General features: G+C 63.5%; 11 protein-coding genes, 1 pseudogene and 1 riboswitch. Of the genes and pseudogenes, 9 read left to right on the top strand and 3 right to left on the bottom strand.

Annotated elements, in window-relative coordinates; genetic code table 11:
* Positions 1-57 precede the first annotated feature (57 nt).
* From P3R82_RS29050 to P3R82_RS29035, 4 genes are all read left to right on the top strand, one after another.
* Positions 58-1,260: a phosphoglycerate kinase gene (locus P3R82_RS29050; protein WP_283196266.1), complete on the top strand. Its 1,203-nt coding sequence runs from the start codon at positions 58-60 to the stop codon at positions 1,258-1,260.
* A 316-nt stretch (positions 1,261-1,576) separates the two neighbouring features.
* Positions 1,577-2,473 carry a fructose bisphosphate aldolase gene (locus tag P3R82_RS29045; RefSeq protein ID WP_283196265.1) on the top strand — a complete coding sequence of 299 codons (897 nt, stop codon included), beginning with the start codon at positions 1,577-1,579 and terminating at the stop codon, positions 2,471-2,473.
* A 158-nt stretch (positions 2,474-2,631) separates the two neighbouring features.
* Complete coding sequence (locus tag P3R82_RS29040) at positions 2,632-3,549, top strand: PhzF family phenazine biosynthesis protein (RefSeq protein WP_283196264.1); 918 nt, start codon at positions 2,632-2,634, stop codon at positions 3,547-3,549.
* A 73-nt stretch (positions 3,550-3,622) separates the two neighbouring features.
* A riboswitch (Fluoride riboswitch) is annotated at positions 3,623-3,702 on the top strand.
* 90 nt (positions 3,703-3,792) lie between these two features.
* Positions 3,793-5,151, top strand: coding sequence for a voltage-gated chloride channel family protein (locus tag P3R82_RS29035; RefSeq protein ID WP_283196263.1), 1,359 nt, complete (start codon positions 3,793-3,795; stop codon positions 5,149-5,151).
* Positions 5,152-5,205: 54 nt separating this feature from the next.
* Here P3R82_RS29035 and P3R82_RS29030 read toward each other — a convergent pair.
* Positions 5,206-7,008 (bottom strand): annotated as a pseudogene (locus P3R82_RS29030) (chloride channel protein).
* 181 nt (positions 7,009-7,189) lie between these two features.
* Between P3R82_RS29030 and P3R82_RS29025 the strand changes: the two are divergent.
* Entirely contained in the window at positions 7,190-7,633 is a 444-nt protein-coding gene (locus P3R82_RS29025) for a MarR family winged helix-turn-helix transcriptional regulator (protein ID WP_283196262.1), read from the top strand.
* A gap of 63 nt (positions 7,634-7,696) precedes the next feature.
* Here the strand turns inward: P3R82_RS29025 and P3R82_RS29020 are convergent, their stop codons facing one another.
* Positions 7,697-7,861, bottom strand: a complete 165-nt coding sequence (locus P3R82_RS29020; RefSeq protein WP_018899677.1) for a hypothetical protein — start codon at positions 7,859-7,861, stop codon at positions 7,697-7,699.
* A 175-nt stretch (positions 7,862-8,036) separates the two neighbouring features.
* On the opposite strand from P3R82_RS29020, the gene P3R82_RS29015 reads away from it, so the two are divergent.
* The 3 genes from P3R82_RS29015 (at position 8,037) to P3R82_RS29005 (ending at position 10,458) form a co-directional block, all read left to right on the top strand.
* Positions 8,037-9,314, top strand: a complete 1,278-nt coding sequence (locus P3R82_RS29015) for an MFS transporter (RefSeq protein WP_283196261.1) — start codon at positions 8,037-8,039, stop codon at positions 9,312-9,314.
* Positions 9,315-9,370: 56 nt separating this feature from the next.
* Complete coding sequence (locus P3R82_RS29010) at positions 9,371-9,562, top strand: DUF1192 domain-containing protein (RefSeq protein ID WP_283196260.1); 192 nt, start codon at positions 9,371-9,373, stop codon at positions 9,560-9,562.
* 380 nt (positions 9,563-9,942) lie between these two features.
* The gene (locus tag P3R82_RS29005) at positions 9,943-10,458 is read left to right on the top strand and encodes a DUF1465 family protein (RefSeq protein WP_183900436.1); all 516 of its coding nucleotides are present in this window, start codon (positions 9,943-9,945) and stop codon (positions 10,456-10,458) included.
* Between the two features lie 161 nt (positions 10,459-10,619).
* Here P3R82_RS29005 and rpmE read toward each other — a convergent pair whose 3' ends face one another.
* Positions 10,620-10,841 carry a 50S ribosomal protein L31 gene (gene rpmE, locus P3R82_RS29000; RefSeq protein WP_007527409.1) on the bottom strand — a complete coding sequence of 74 codons (222 nt, stop codon included), beginning with the start codon at positions 10,839-10,841 and terminating at the stop codon, positions 10,620-10,622.
* Positions 10,842-11,031: 190 nt separating this feature from the next.
* On the opposite strand from rpmE, the gene P3R82_RS28995 reads away from it, so the two are divergent.
* The gene (locus tag P3R82_RS28995) at positions 11,032-12,834 is read left to right on the top strand and encodes an ABC transporter transmembrane domain-containing protein (RefSeq protein WP_283196259.1); all 1,803 of its coding nucleotides are present in this window, start codon (positions 11,032-11,034) and stop codon (positions 12,832-12,834) included.
* The last annotated feature ends 65 nt before the right edge of the window (positions 12,835-12,899 follow it).

The raw sequence follows: 12,899 nt of genomic DNA, 5'->3' as shown, positions 1-12,899 counted from the left end.
GATGATCCTTGCTATGGTCCCCGCATCTTTTCAGGCAATAAACGAACGGATTTCCCAATGCCCTCCTTCAAGACACTCGACGATCTTAACGACATTGCCGGAAAGCGCGTTCTCGTCCGCGTCGACCTCAACGTTCCCGTCAAGGACGGCAAGGTGACGGACGTAACCCGCATCGAGCGCGTCGCCCCGACCATCAAGGAACTCTCCAAGAAGGGCGCCAAGGTTATCCTGCTCGCGCACTTCGGCCGCCCGAAGGATGGCCCCTCGGCCGACCTGTCGCTGACCCTCATCGCCCCATCCGTCGAAGCCGTGCTCGACCATCCCGTGCAGACGGCGACCGATGTCATCGGCGAAGTCGCCGCCGGCGCCGTCGCCGCCATGAAGGATGGCGATATCCTGCTTCTCGAAAACACCCGCTTCCATAAGGGTGAGGAAAAGAACGACCCCGATTTCGTCAAGGCGCTGGTCGCCAATGGCGATATCTACGTCAACGACGCGTTCTCGGCGGCGCACCGCGCCCACGCCTCCACCGAAGGCCTCGCACGTCACCTTCCCGCTTACGCCGGCCGCACCATGCAGGCTGAACTGGAAGCACTGGAAAAGGGCCTCGGCCAGCCGGTCCGTCCTGTTGTCGCCATCGTCGGCGGCGCCAAGGTCTCCACCAAGATCGATCTCCTCATGAACCTCGTGAAGAAGGTCGACGCGCTCGTCATCGGCGGCGGCATGGCCAACACTTTTATCGCCGCCCGCGGCACCAGCGTCGGCAAGTCGCTCTGCGAGCATGACCTCGCCGACACCGCCCGCCAGATCATGATCGAAGCCGCGACCGCCGGCTGCGCGATCGTTCTGCCCGAGGACGGCGTCGTCGCCCGCGAATTCAAGGCGGGTGCCGCCAACGAGATCGTCGCCATCGACGCCATCCCCGATGACGCCATGATGCTCGACGTCGGCCCGAAGTCGGTCGAAGCCGTGAAGGCCTGGATCGAGCGCGCCAACACGCTGGTCTGGAACGGCCCGCTCGGCGCCTTCGAGATCGAACCCTTCGACAAGGCGACCGTTGCCGCCGCCCAATATGCGGCAGAGCGCACCAAGGCCGGCAAGCTCACCTCCGTCGCCGGCGGCGGCGATACCGTCTCGGCGTTGAACCATGCCGGCGTTGCCGACGACTTCACCTACGTCTCCACGGCGGGCGGCGCGTTCCTGGAATGGATGGAGGGCAAGGTCCTTCCTGGCGTCGAAGTCCTGACCAAGGCCAAGTAAGCCAAACCGGGCTTCTGGCCGGTTTGAACCGTTTAATCGAGACCGCGAAAGCCAGCGCTTTCGCGGTCTTTTAGTTGATGCTAGAATAAGCCTTAAGTTTCAAACGTTTGAAATGATTTCAATCGTTTCAATAGCTTAACCCAGGATTTTCCTTTTAAAATTCTTCTGATATCGCAGATCCAGTGCTTCGAGAGCGTGAAAGGACCCGACATCTTGCCGATGTCGATCCGTTGATTGATCGATCAGGCGTTGCCGATCGGTTTTGAGATAGAAAATAACCCGCGCGCGAGGCGCCGGTTCGAATAAGGAGTGACCTATGGTGGACGCGAAGATGTTGAACAAGATCAGCTCGGCGCCAGGATTCATTGCAGCGCTGGACCAGAGCGGTGGTTCGACACCCGCAGCGTTGCGCCTCTACGGCATTGCCGACACCGATTACCATGGTGACGAGGAAATGTTCCGCCTGATGCACGCCATGCGCGTCCGCATCATGAGCGCGCCGGCCTTTACCAGCGACAAGATCGTTGCCGCCATCCTGTTCGAACGCACCATGGATGGCGACGTCGACGGCCAGCCGGTTCCCTCCTACCTCTGGGAAAAGCGCGGCGTCGTGCCGCTTCTCAAGGTCGACAAGGGCTTGGCCGCCGAAGAAAACGGCGTCCAGATCATGAAGCCGATGCCCGATCTCGATGCCCTCCTGGCGCGCGGCCGCGACAAGGGAATTTTCGGCACCAAGATGCGCTCGGTCATCGCAAACGCCGACAAGGCCGGCATCGCGGCCGTCGTCAAGCAGCAGTTCGAGGTGGCGCGCCAGATTATCGGCAACGGCCTCGTGCCGATCGTCGAGCCTGAAGTCTCCATCAAGAGCCCGACGAAGCAGGAGGCGGAAGCCATTCTTCGCGACGAGATCGCAAAGCAGCTCGACCTGCTTCCGGCGGGCGAAGAGGTGGTGCTGAAACTGACCATCCCGACCGTCGCCGATTTCTACGCACCGCTGATCGCCCACAAGTCGGTCGTGCGCGTCGTCGCCCTTTCCGGCGGCTACAGCCGTGTCGATGCCTGCGAGAAGCTCAGCCGCAACCACGGCATGATTGCAAGCTTCTCGCGCGCCCTGACGGAAAACCTGCGCGTTTCGATGAGCGACGCCGAGTTCAACGCCAGCCTCGCCGAAACCATCGACGAGATCTACGCCGCCAGCGTCAACAAGGCCTGACGCGCGAGCCGACCTTTCACTGGAACCGACGGAAACCCGGCCGCCTCTGACGGCCGGTTTTTTATTGCCGGTCGATTGTCACGGCGACAAGAATTGCCCTTCTGCCGGGCGGTGGCGATGGCTACTGAGTGAGGCTCCTGAAACCATCGGAGCACGCGATGACAGCCGTTTCCTTCACCACCGTCGATGTCTTCACCTCCACCCGCTTCGAAGGCAACCCTCTGGCCGTCATGACGGATGCACGCGGCCTCTCCGACGACCGGATGCAGAAGATCGCCGCCGAGTTCGGCTATTCGGAGGTGACCTTCGTGCTGCCGCCCGAAAACCCCGAAAATACCGCCCGCGTGCGCATCTTCACGCCCACGACGGAAGTCCCCTTCGCCGGCCACCCCAATGTCGGCACGGCCTATGTGCTCGGCAACCTCGACGACATTTTCGGCAAGCCGGTCGGCGACATCATGCGCTTCGAGGAAAAGGCCGGCGTGGTCACCGTCGACGTGCGCCGCGAACAGGGCCGCGTGGTCTCGACCGCGATCCGCGCCCCGAAGCCGCTATCCACTGGCTCTACCGTCGCCGAAGACACCATCGCCCGCTGTATCGCCATCGACAGCTCGAAGGTCAGCGCGCGCATCCACCGGCCGCTGTCAGTGTCCGTCGGCCTGAGCTTCGCCGTCGCCGAACTCGCCGATCTCCAGACACTCGGCAACGCCCGACCCAACCTCGCCTGTTTTCAGGATGCCGCCGGCCCCACGCTGGAGGGAAACCACGACTTCTCGCTCTTCGTCTACGTCCGATCGGCGGACAAGCCCTGGCACATCCGCGCCCGCATGTTCGCCCCGCTCGACAATGTCCCCGAGGACCCCGCGACCGGTAGCGCCTCGGCGGCGCTTGGAGCCTACCTTGTCTCGCTCGAACCCGATCCCGACATGAGGGTGTCGCTGACCATCGAGCAGGGCGTCGAAATGGGCCGTCGCAGCCTCATCGGCATCGAGGTGACGAAGACGAATGGCGTCGTGACCGACGTGGTGATCTCTGGCGCCTGCGTCGAGCTCATGCGCGGCGTCATCGACTGCTGAGCGCAGCACGCTTGAAGACGACGGATCGACGCTCCCCCGCGCTTGACAGCGATCCGTCGCGAGCGATATCACGCCTCGTATCGGCAATGGATTCTGCCGAGGCCAAAAAGGCTGAACCGCTTCCCCGACGAAGCCGATGACTCCTACTTCATTTGCCATCGCGCGAAAGGGTAGAGTCATGTTCGAAGTCTCATTGTCATCACAAATAGCCGGCGATGCCGCCCCTCATCAGGGGGTTGGGCTATGATCGCCTTCTCCGACATTTTCGGCATCCGTCTCCGCCAGCTTCGCGACATCGGCAAGTGGATCGCCATCATCGTTCCGATGGCGATCGTCGTGGGCTCGTTCTGCGCCTTCTTTCTCTGGGCGCTCGAGATCGCGACTCGGGCCCGCTTCGATCATCCCTGGCTGCTCTACGGCCTGCCCGTCGCCGGCTTTCTCATGGTCTTGGTCTACCAGAGATTCGGAAAGTCGGCCGAGGGCGGCAACAACCTCATCGTCGATCAGATCCACGAGCCCGGCGCCGGCGTTCCCCTGCGCATGGCCCCGCTCATTCTGGTCTCAACCATCGCCACCCATCTCTTCGGCGGTTCCGCCGGCCGCGAAGGCACGGCGGTGCAGCTCGGCGGCAGCGTCGCCAGCGCCGTGGCGAAGCTCTTCCGCCTCTCACCCGCCGATGTCCGAATTCTCCTCATGGGCGGGGTCGCGGCCGGGTTCGGCGCGGTGTTCGGCACGCCGATCGCCGGCGCCATATTCGCGCTCGAAGTGCTGACCATCGGCCGCATGCAATACGAGGCGCTGATCCCCTGCCTGATGGCATCGATCACCGGCGACTGGACCACCCAGGCCTGGGGCATCGAGCACACGCATTACCACATCGCCTATCTCGCCGACGCCTCCGCCGATGTCTTCCGTCTCGACGCGATCCTGCTGCTGAAGGTCGCGGTCGCAGGCGTCATCTTCGGGCTTGCCGCGAAATCCTTCGCCGAGCTCTCCCACGCCGCCTCCGCGCTGTTGAGGAAGCGCCTGCCCTACGCGCCGCTGCGTCCCGTTCTCGCCGGGCTGATCGTCATCGGCCTCGTCCATCTGCTGGGTACCCGCGCCTATCTCGGCCTCGGCGTCTGGTCGCCAAATGCCGCCGACCCGACGATACCGGGCTTCTTCGCGCCCGGCGCCGTCGATGACTGGAGCTGGTTGTGGAAGGCGCTCTTTACCATCGTCACGCTGAGCGCCGGCTTCAAGGGCGGCGAGGTGACGCCGCTGTTCTTCATCGGCGCGGCGCTCGGCAACGCGCTGGCGGCCCTCCTGGGCGCGCCGTCCGATCTCTTCGCCGGGCTCGGCTTCGTCGCGATCTTCGCGGGCGCCACCAACACGCCGCTCGCCTGCATGATCATGGGCATCGAGCTCTTCGGCGCCACCCACGCCGTCTACCTCGCCGTCGCCTGCTTCCTCGCCTATCTCTGCAGCGGCCATTCGAGCATCTATCTGGCCCAGCGCCTCGGCGTGCCGAAGCGCCGCGCCATCGGCACCATCCCATCAGGCGTTTCGCTTCGCCATATCAGGGATCGGAAGGGGCCGGCTATCGATGGGGTCGAGAAGTAGGAAAATAAGAGCGCCCGCCACGCGATGCGTGACGGGCGGCTAATTTTGCATCGGCTACGCCGCGTTTGAAAACAGGTAGGGCCGGCGTTCGGTCTCGCTCGTCTTGAAGGAATGCCGAAGGTGCAGCAGGTCCTTGCGTGCGATCAGTCCGACCAGCCGCTTCGTCTGCGGGTCGATGACGGGGATGCGCCCTTCCCCCGAATTCAGCATGATATCGGTGACGTGCCCGACGGTGTCATCGGCAAGCGCATAGGCGATGTCAGCGTCCGAGGTCGCGTCGGCAATGCTCATGTCCGGCGCCACGCTCTCCTGTTGCCACCGCAGCACGTCAGCGCGTGAGACCATGCCGAGCAGCACACGCTGGTCGTTGACGACGGGATAGACGCGATGCGTCTTCTCGGCCGTCTCGAAGAAGGTCTTCACCTCCCCCACCGTCTGCCGCGAGGAAAGCACGTCGACATCCGCGATCATGATGTCGCGGGCGCGCGTCAGCTCGAACGGGTCGATGCCGTATTCGCGCGTGATGTGCTGGCCGCGCCGGGCGATCTTTTCCGTCAAGATCGACCGCCGAAGCACAAGCACCGTCACCGCATAGGCGGACACCGTGGCGGCAAGCAGGGGCAGGAGCGCCGACAGGTCTCCCGTCAGCTCGACCGCGAAGAAGGTTCCGGTCAGCGGCGCGCGCATCGTGCCGCCCATCATCGCCGCCATGCCGATCAGCGCCCAGAAACCCTGGTCGCCCGGCAGAAACAGCCCCGCCAGCCAGCCGATCGCGCCGCCGAAAATGAGCAGCGGCGCCAGCACGCCACCCGACGTGCCGGAGGAGAGCGCGATCAGCCAGATCGCCACCTTTACGGCGAGGATGGTGAGGACGGCGGCCGGAAGGACGTTGCTGTGCAGCAGATCCTCGATGATGTCGTAGCCGACGCCGAGCGCGCGCGGCTCGATCAGCCCGCCGAGCCCGATGAACAACCCGCCGATCGCCGGGCACCACATCCAGTGGATGGGCAAGGCCTCGAACAGGTCCTCGACCTTGTAGAGGAGCACGGTCAGGAGACCCGAGCCGAACCCGGTGAGAATGCCGAGCCCGGCGCACAAGGCGATCCCCCACTAGGGCAAGTTCATGGCGAACTGCACGGGAAACAGCGGACCGGCGCCGAACAGAGCCGGCCGCCAGCAGGCCGATACGCACACGGCCACGGCGACCGGAATGAAGCTTCTCGGTTTCCATTCGAACAAAAGCAGTTCCACCGCGAGCAGAAGTGCCGCGATCGGCGTGCCGAAGATCGCGGTCATGCCGGCGGCCGCACCCGCCACCAGCAGCGACTTGCGCTCCGCAGAACTCATCTCGAAGCACTGCGCGAACAGCGAGCCGATCGCTCCGCCGGTCATGATGATCGGACCTTCGGCTCCGAACGGACCGCCGGTACCAATCGAAATCGCCGACGACAGCGGCTTCAGCACCGCCACCTTCGGCGACATCCGGCTTCCGCCGATCAGGATGGCCTCGATGGCTTCGGGGATGCCGTGCCCCCTGATCTTCTCCGAACCGAAGCGCGCCATCAACCCGATGACCAGGCCGCCGATAACGGGAACGACAAGCATCCACAACGACGGACGCGCATTCGCCAGGCTTTCGGCAACGAGGCTGAACTTTCCGAACCAGACGATATTGGAGACCAGCGAGATCAGGCTGACCAGCAGCCATGCCGCGAACGCGCCGCCCGTGCCGACGACGACAGCCATCAAGGTCAGCGCCAGAACGCGCTTGTCGGTGGTGAAATCACCGGCCGCGCGGCGCGGCACAAGCGAGGCAACGTTGGGTGAGGTATCGGGCGGAAGAGACTTGGGGGGCATCGTCGATCCTGTCTGGTGTTTGTCTGCGCGCTCAAATATATCGTAATACGATATAAATCAAGGCGCCCGCGTTCATGCCCGATACGGTGGTCCGCCCGCGCGCTGCGGGGCTTTGCGGATGACAGCGATAACGGGTAGAGATCGCCCTGATTTTCACGGGTATCGACGGAAGGATGTGGCGATGCGGGACGACCTGACGGACGAGGATTACGAAGCGCTCGCGAACCTTCGCCACACGCTGCGCCGCTTCATGGATTTCAGCGCCTCGGCCGCGCTCGAAGCCGGCCTGCCCGCGCAGCAGCATCAGGCGCTGCTCGCCATCAAGGGACACCGCTCCCCCGATCCGATGACCGTCGGCCTGCTCGCCGAACGGCTGATCATCGCGCCGCATACCGCGACCGAACTCGTCGGGCGGCTGGAAACCGCCGGCTACGTCAGCCGCCGCGCCGACCCCAACGACCGCCGCCGCCAGACGCTCATCCTGACGGACCAGGCCGAAGCAGTCCTCAAACAGCTGACGACCATCCACCTCAGGGAAATCCGCGAAATGGCGCCACGCCTGATCGGCATCCTCCAGAGCATCCAGCAGGAAACCCCGCTGCCGGACGATCCGTGGTCGGCATAATGCTTCGGTAAGGTCGCGGGACGAAGCCAAGCAGATCCTGCCAACGGGACCGCTCCCGGACCGTTAAACGAACAGATCCCGCCCCAAAAGCGCGACCGCCCAGATCGCGAAGGCGAAGAGCGCGATCTTCCAGAAATCGGCGCGCTTCCTCAGACCCGGCAGACCGAGCGGCTTGATCAGGTGCACGACCATCGCAAGCATCAGCAGAAGCGCGATGAGCTTCGTCATGTCTTTATTTTTCCATACGTTCTTGATGTCACAGGACGGACATTATTTCGCGCGACGAGTGTATCTAAATACGCCGTAAAGGCATTCGGGGAGACAATCAACATGTCAGAGACTGGGCGGCATCGCGGGCTGCCATATGTCTTCGCGTAGCTAAGTCGAGTTGCATGGGGGGCCAATGAAACGAAATCTTCTATCCGTCGCATCACTTCTGTTCGGCACGCTTTTTCTGTTCATGGGCAATGGCCTCCAGGGCATCCTCCTCCCCGTCCGCGGCAATCTCGAAGGCTATGCGACCACCACGCTCGGCCTGCTCGGCACCTCATGGGCCGCCGGCTTCGTCATCGGCTGCCTCGTCGCGCCCCGCATGGTCAGCCGTGTCGGCCATGTGCGCGCCTTCTCCGGCTTCATATCGATCATCGCCATCATCGCGCTGGTAAGCGGCATCGCCGTTCATCCGGTCTGGTGGGTGCTGCTGCGCGCCGTCACCGGCTTTGCCACGGCCGGCACCTCTATGATCATCGAGAGCTGGTTGAACGAGCGGGCGACCAATGAAAGCCGCGGCGCGATCTTCTCGCTCTATATCGCCATCACCCTTATCGGCGTCGTCGCCGGCCAGATGATGATCCCGCTCGAGGACGTCCGCACGCCCGTTCTCTTCATGATCTGCGGCATCTTCTATTGCATCGCCATGCTGCCGACGCTTCTGTCGACCGCCGCCTCGCCGCAGCCGCTGAAGGCCGTGAAGCTCGATCTCAAGGCGCTCTATCGCAATTCGCCGGTCTCCTGCCTCGGCATTCTCCTTGTTGGCATCGCCAACGGCGCCTATGGCACGCTGGGAGCCGTGTTCGGCGCCGGCGCCGGCCTCTCGGACACCTCGATCGCCGTGATGATGAGCGCCACCATCTTCGCCGGCGCGGTCATGCAGCTTCCCGCCGGCCGCCTGTCGGATCGCATCGACCGTCGCTACGTGCTCGCCGCCATGTCGGCGATCGCGGCACTCGCCGGCCTGATGCTCGTCGTATTCCAGCCCGCCTCGCCGGTCTTCATCATCACGCTCGTGGTGCTTTATGGCGCGGTCGCCAACACGCTCTATCCGATCGCCGTCGCCCACGCCAACGACTATGCCTCGTCGGAGGACTTCGTGAAGGTCTCCGGCGGCCTGCTGCTGCTTTACGGCATCGGCACCATCATCGGCCCGACGATCGGCGGCCCCGTGATGTCGTTGATCAACCCGCACGCACTGTTCCTGGTCACAGCGCTCGCCCATGTGTTGATCACCGCCTACGCGATCGTTCGCAGCCGCATGCGCGCCGCCATTCCGGCCAGCGACCGCGACGCCTATACGACCATCCCGACGGCCACCTCGCAGATGATGACGCCCGAGGGCATGTCGCTGGCCGATCGCGGACAGAACAAGACGCCCGAACCGCCGATGGAGCCGGCGGCGCGATAAGGTGAAGCGAGAAAGGCCGGGCGCGGCCCGGCCGGCACGAGGACGGAGGACCGAAGATGAGCTTCATGGATGACGACCGGCCACAAAAGAAGGCGAATCACGAGATCGGCATGGACCTGTCGATGATGTCGGTGGACGAGCTGAACGCGCGCATAGACATGCTGAAAGCCGAGATTTCGCGCATCGAACAGGAAGCGGCGCGCAAGGCATCGGGAAGACTGGCTGCAGAAAACCTCTTCAAATCGTGATCCGCCGAGAGGCCGGATTTGATTTATAGCCACCGCGCAAGTGTTAATTCGGCACACACTTAATGAGGCGTTAAGCTTTCTAATGTATTGATGTGCTCATCCGGACTTGCTCTGGATCTCAGACAGTTTCCCATGCGGTGAATTGGTCTGATTTTTCTCCCTGTTTTACCTTGAGAGCCGCTTTTGCGGCTCTCCTTTTTCGCATTGGCTGGGGACGAAAACCACGAAACTGTGGAAGTTAACCCTTTATTAAGAAACGCCTTGCGCTATTGGGCTAAAGCTACCATCTTTAAAGTCATTGAAGCGGGCCCGTGAAACCTTTTAGCATCGGCCGGCGTTACCTGATCAATAAGTAGATGCGTGCAACAGGGACCCCTTAGATGTCAGAGCTTGGATTGAACACGATCAGTTTTGCCGGACGCGCCGCCGCATCGTCGCAGTTTAAGACATTGTATGCCGAGGGCATGTCGCTGGTCGAAGAGACCGCCGCCTATCTGGATGGCAATGGCCGCACCGCATCCAAGGTTCTGCCGCGCATGGCATCGGTTCTCTACGCCGCGGAATCCATGCGCCTCACCACCCGCCTGATGCAGATGGCCTCCTGGCTCCTGCTGCAGCGCGCCGTCAACAATGGCGAGATGTCGCGCGATCAGGTTCTGGCCGAGAAGAACAAGGTTCGCCTCGACGGCTTCAACGTCGATCGCAACGCGCCGGGCTGGGGCGACCTGCCGGAAGCCTTCCGCGACCTGATCGAACGTTCGCTGCGCCTGCAGAACCGCGTCGCCCTGCTCGACCGCGAAATCTACCGCCCGAACGAAGCACCGATCGTGCCCGACAACCAGAACAGCGTGCAGGCTCAGCTCAGCCTGCTGCAGACGGCCTTCGGCAACAACTGATCCATTCGAAGTGGACGACATGAACCGGCTGCGTTCCCTGCGCGGCCGGTTTTTTATTGTCCGTTCGGGAGCCGGCGATAGACGTTCGGATCGAGCATATCCCAAACGCAAAAAAGCCCCGCTTTCGCAGGGCTCCTTCGAAATCAGTGCAACAGCAGCGATTAGAGGCCGAGGCCGCCGAAACGCTTGTTGAACTTGGAAACGCGGCCGCCGCGGTCCATGAGCTGCTGGTTGCCGCCCGTCCAGGCCGGGTGCGACTTGGAATCGATTTCGAGGTTCATCACGGCGCCTTCCGAACCCCAGGTCGAGCGGGTTTCGTATTCGGTGCCGTCGGTCATGACCACCTTGATGGTGTGGTAGTCGGGATGGATATCAGCCTTCATAACAATCTTCCTGCGATGTCACGTCCATTTGACGCACCACGTTGCGACAAGAGGACCGATTGAATAAATGAAGCCGCAGTCGCTTCTGGCTACGGCTTCCCATTAGGATGCGGTGCCTATACATGAAGGCCACTAGGATAACAAGAGCCCCGCGCCGTGTTGCACGGCGTTGATGGCGCTGGAGATTGAATTGGCAGACGCAATGCAGACCGAGAAGAAAAAGTCGCGTTCTCTGAAGCCTCTTGGCAGATTGACGCCTTACGTCATGCGCTATCGCGGCCTCGTCACCGGCGCCCTCTTCTCGCTGGCGCTTGCCGCCCTCACGTCGCTGGCGCTTCCGCTCGCCGTACGCCGCATGATCGACCACGGTTTCAGCTACTCCGATGGTCGCTTCATCAACAGCTACTTCATCATGCTCATGGCCATGGCCGTCGTTCTCGCCATAGCGAGCGCGCTGCGCTATTTCTTCGTGATCACGCTTGGCGAGCGCATCGTCTCCGACCTTCGCCGCGATGTCTTCGCGCATGTGACGCGGCTGTCGGCCTCCTTCTTCGACGTCAACCAGTCCGGCGAGATCGTGTCGCGGCTGACGGCCGATACCACGCAGATCAAGTCCGCCGTCGGCGCCACCGCCTCGGTGGCCCTGCGCAATATCATTCTGTGTCTCGGCGCCATCGTCATGATGGTCGTCACGTCGCCGAAGCTCGCCAGCCTGGTGCTGTCGGCCATACCCCTTATCGTCTTCCCGCTTGTCGCCTTCGGCCGCTCGGTGCGCAAGCGCTCGCGCGCGGCGCAGGACACGCTGGCCGAGGCCTCGGCCTTCGCCAACGAAACCATCGCCGCCACCCGCACGGTCCAGGCCTTCGGCGGCGAGACGGCCGCGGCAAGCCGCTACGGCAACGCGGTCGAAGCCGCCTACACGGCTGCCCGCGCCGCCATCCGCTCGCGCTCGCTTCTGACGGGCATCGCCATCACGCTGATCTTCGGCAGCGTCGTCGCCGTTCTGTGGGTCGGCGCGCGCAATGTGCTGGAAGGCACGCTGTCGGCCGGCACGCTCGGCCAGTTCCTGCTCTATTCCGTCATCGCCGCCGGCTCGCTCGGCGCGCTCTCCGAGGTCTGGGGCGAGCTGTCGCAGGCAGCGGGTGCCGCCGACCGGCTGACCGAACTGCTCGACGAAGTATCGCCGATCGTGACGCCGGCCTCGCCCGTCGTCCTGCCCGAGCCGAGCCTCGGCCGCGTCGAGTTCGCGGATGTCCACTTCGCCTACCCCTCGCGCCCCGACACATCGGCGCTGCATGGCTTGAGTTTCGCGGTGAAACCAGGCGAGACCGTCGCCATTGTCGGGCCGTCGGGCGCCGGCAAGACCACGATCTTCTCGCTGCTGCTGCGCTTCTACGATCCGCAGCAGGGCGCCGTGACGATCGATGGCGTCGATGCCCGCGCGACCGACACCGGCGGCCTGCGAACGCGCATCGCCATCGTGCCCCAGGACGTGACCATCTTCGCCGCCTCCATCCACGACAACATCGCCTTTGGCCGCCCGAGCGCCACGCGCGAGGAGGTGCGCGCCGCAGCCACCGCCGCCCAGGCCGACGAGTTCATCGCAAGGCTGGCGGAGGGCTACGACACCAAGGTCGGCGAACGAGGCATCATGCTGTCGGGCGGTCAGCGCCAGCGCATCGCCATTGCCCGCGCGATCCTGAAGAACGCGCCGATCCTGCTGCTCGACGAAGCCACCTCGGCGCTCGATGCCGAAAGCGAAACGCTGGTACAGCGCGCCCTCGACGGCCTCATGGACGGCCGCACCACGCTGATCATCGCCCACCGTCTCGCAACCGTGCTCAAGGCCGACCGCATCCTGGTCCTCGACCAGGGCCGCGTCGTCGAGGAAGGCACGCACCAGAGCCTCGTCCGCCAGGGCGGCATCTACGCCAAACTGGCCCGGCTGCAGTTCGATGCCGGTTCCGAGGAGCTTCTCGCCGCGGTGAAGTAGGGATCGGATCGCCGGGGTGGACATGCGCCGGCTCGTTCCACAACCGATACAACCACACCAACTAC

The sequence above is a fragment of the Rhizobium sp. AN80A genome (genome assembly GCF_030053015.1).
Taxonomy (GTDB): domain Bacteria; phylum Pseudomonadota; class Alphaproteobacteria; order Rhizobiales; family Rhizobiaceae; genus Rhizobium; species Rhizobium metallidurans.
This window is presented reverse-complemented; position numbering and strand designations above follow the sequence as displayed.

Bases quoted from the DNA above. Each gene is read 5' to 3' on its own strand.
- P3R82_RS29050 (WP_283196266.1), top strand. From the start codon at position 58: ATGCCCTCCTTCAAGACACTCGACGATCTTAACGACATTGCCGGAAAG.
- P3R82_RS29045 (WP_283196265.1), top strand. From the start codon at position 1,577: ATGGTGGACGCGAAGATGTTGAACAAGATCAGCTCGGCGCCAGGATTC.
- P3R82_RS29040 (WP_283196264.1), top strand. From the start codon at position 2,632: ATGACAGCCGTTTCCTTCACCACCGTCGATGTCTTCACCTCCACCCGC.
- P3R82_RS29035 (WP_283196263.1), top strand. From the start codon at position 3,793: ATGATCGCCTTCTCCGACATTTTCGGCATCCGTCTCCGCCAGCTTCGC.
- P3R82_RS29025 (WP_283196262.1), top strand. From the start codon at position 7,190: ATGCGGGACGACCTGACGGACGAGGATTACGAAGCGCTCGCGAACCTT.
- P3R82_RS29020 (WP_018899677.1), bottom strand. From the start codon at position 7,861: ATGACGAAGCTCATCGCGCTTCTGCTGATGCTTGCGATGGTCGTGCAC.
- P3R82_RS29015 (WP_283196261.1), top strand. From the start codon at position 8,037: ATGAAACGAAATCTTCTATCCGTCGCATCACTTCTGTTCGGCACGCTT.
- P3R82_RS29010 (WP_283196260.1), top strand. From the start codon at position 9,371: ATGAGCTTCATGGATGACGACCGGCCACAAAAGAAGGCGAATCACGAG.
- P3R82_RS29005 (WP_183900436.1), top strand. From the start codon at position 9,943: ATGTCAGAGCTTGGATTGAACACGATCAGTTTTGCCGGACGCGCCGCC.
- rpmE (WP_007527409.1), bottom strand. From the start codon at position 10,841: ATGAAGGCTGATATCCATCCCGACTACCACACCATCAAGGTGGTCATG.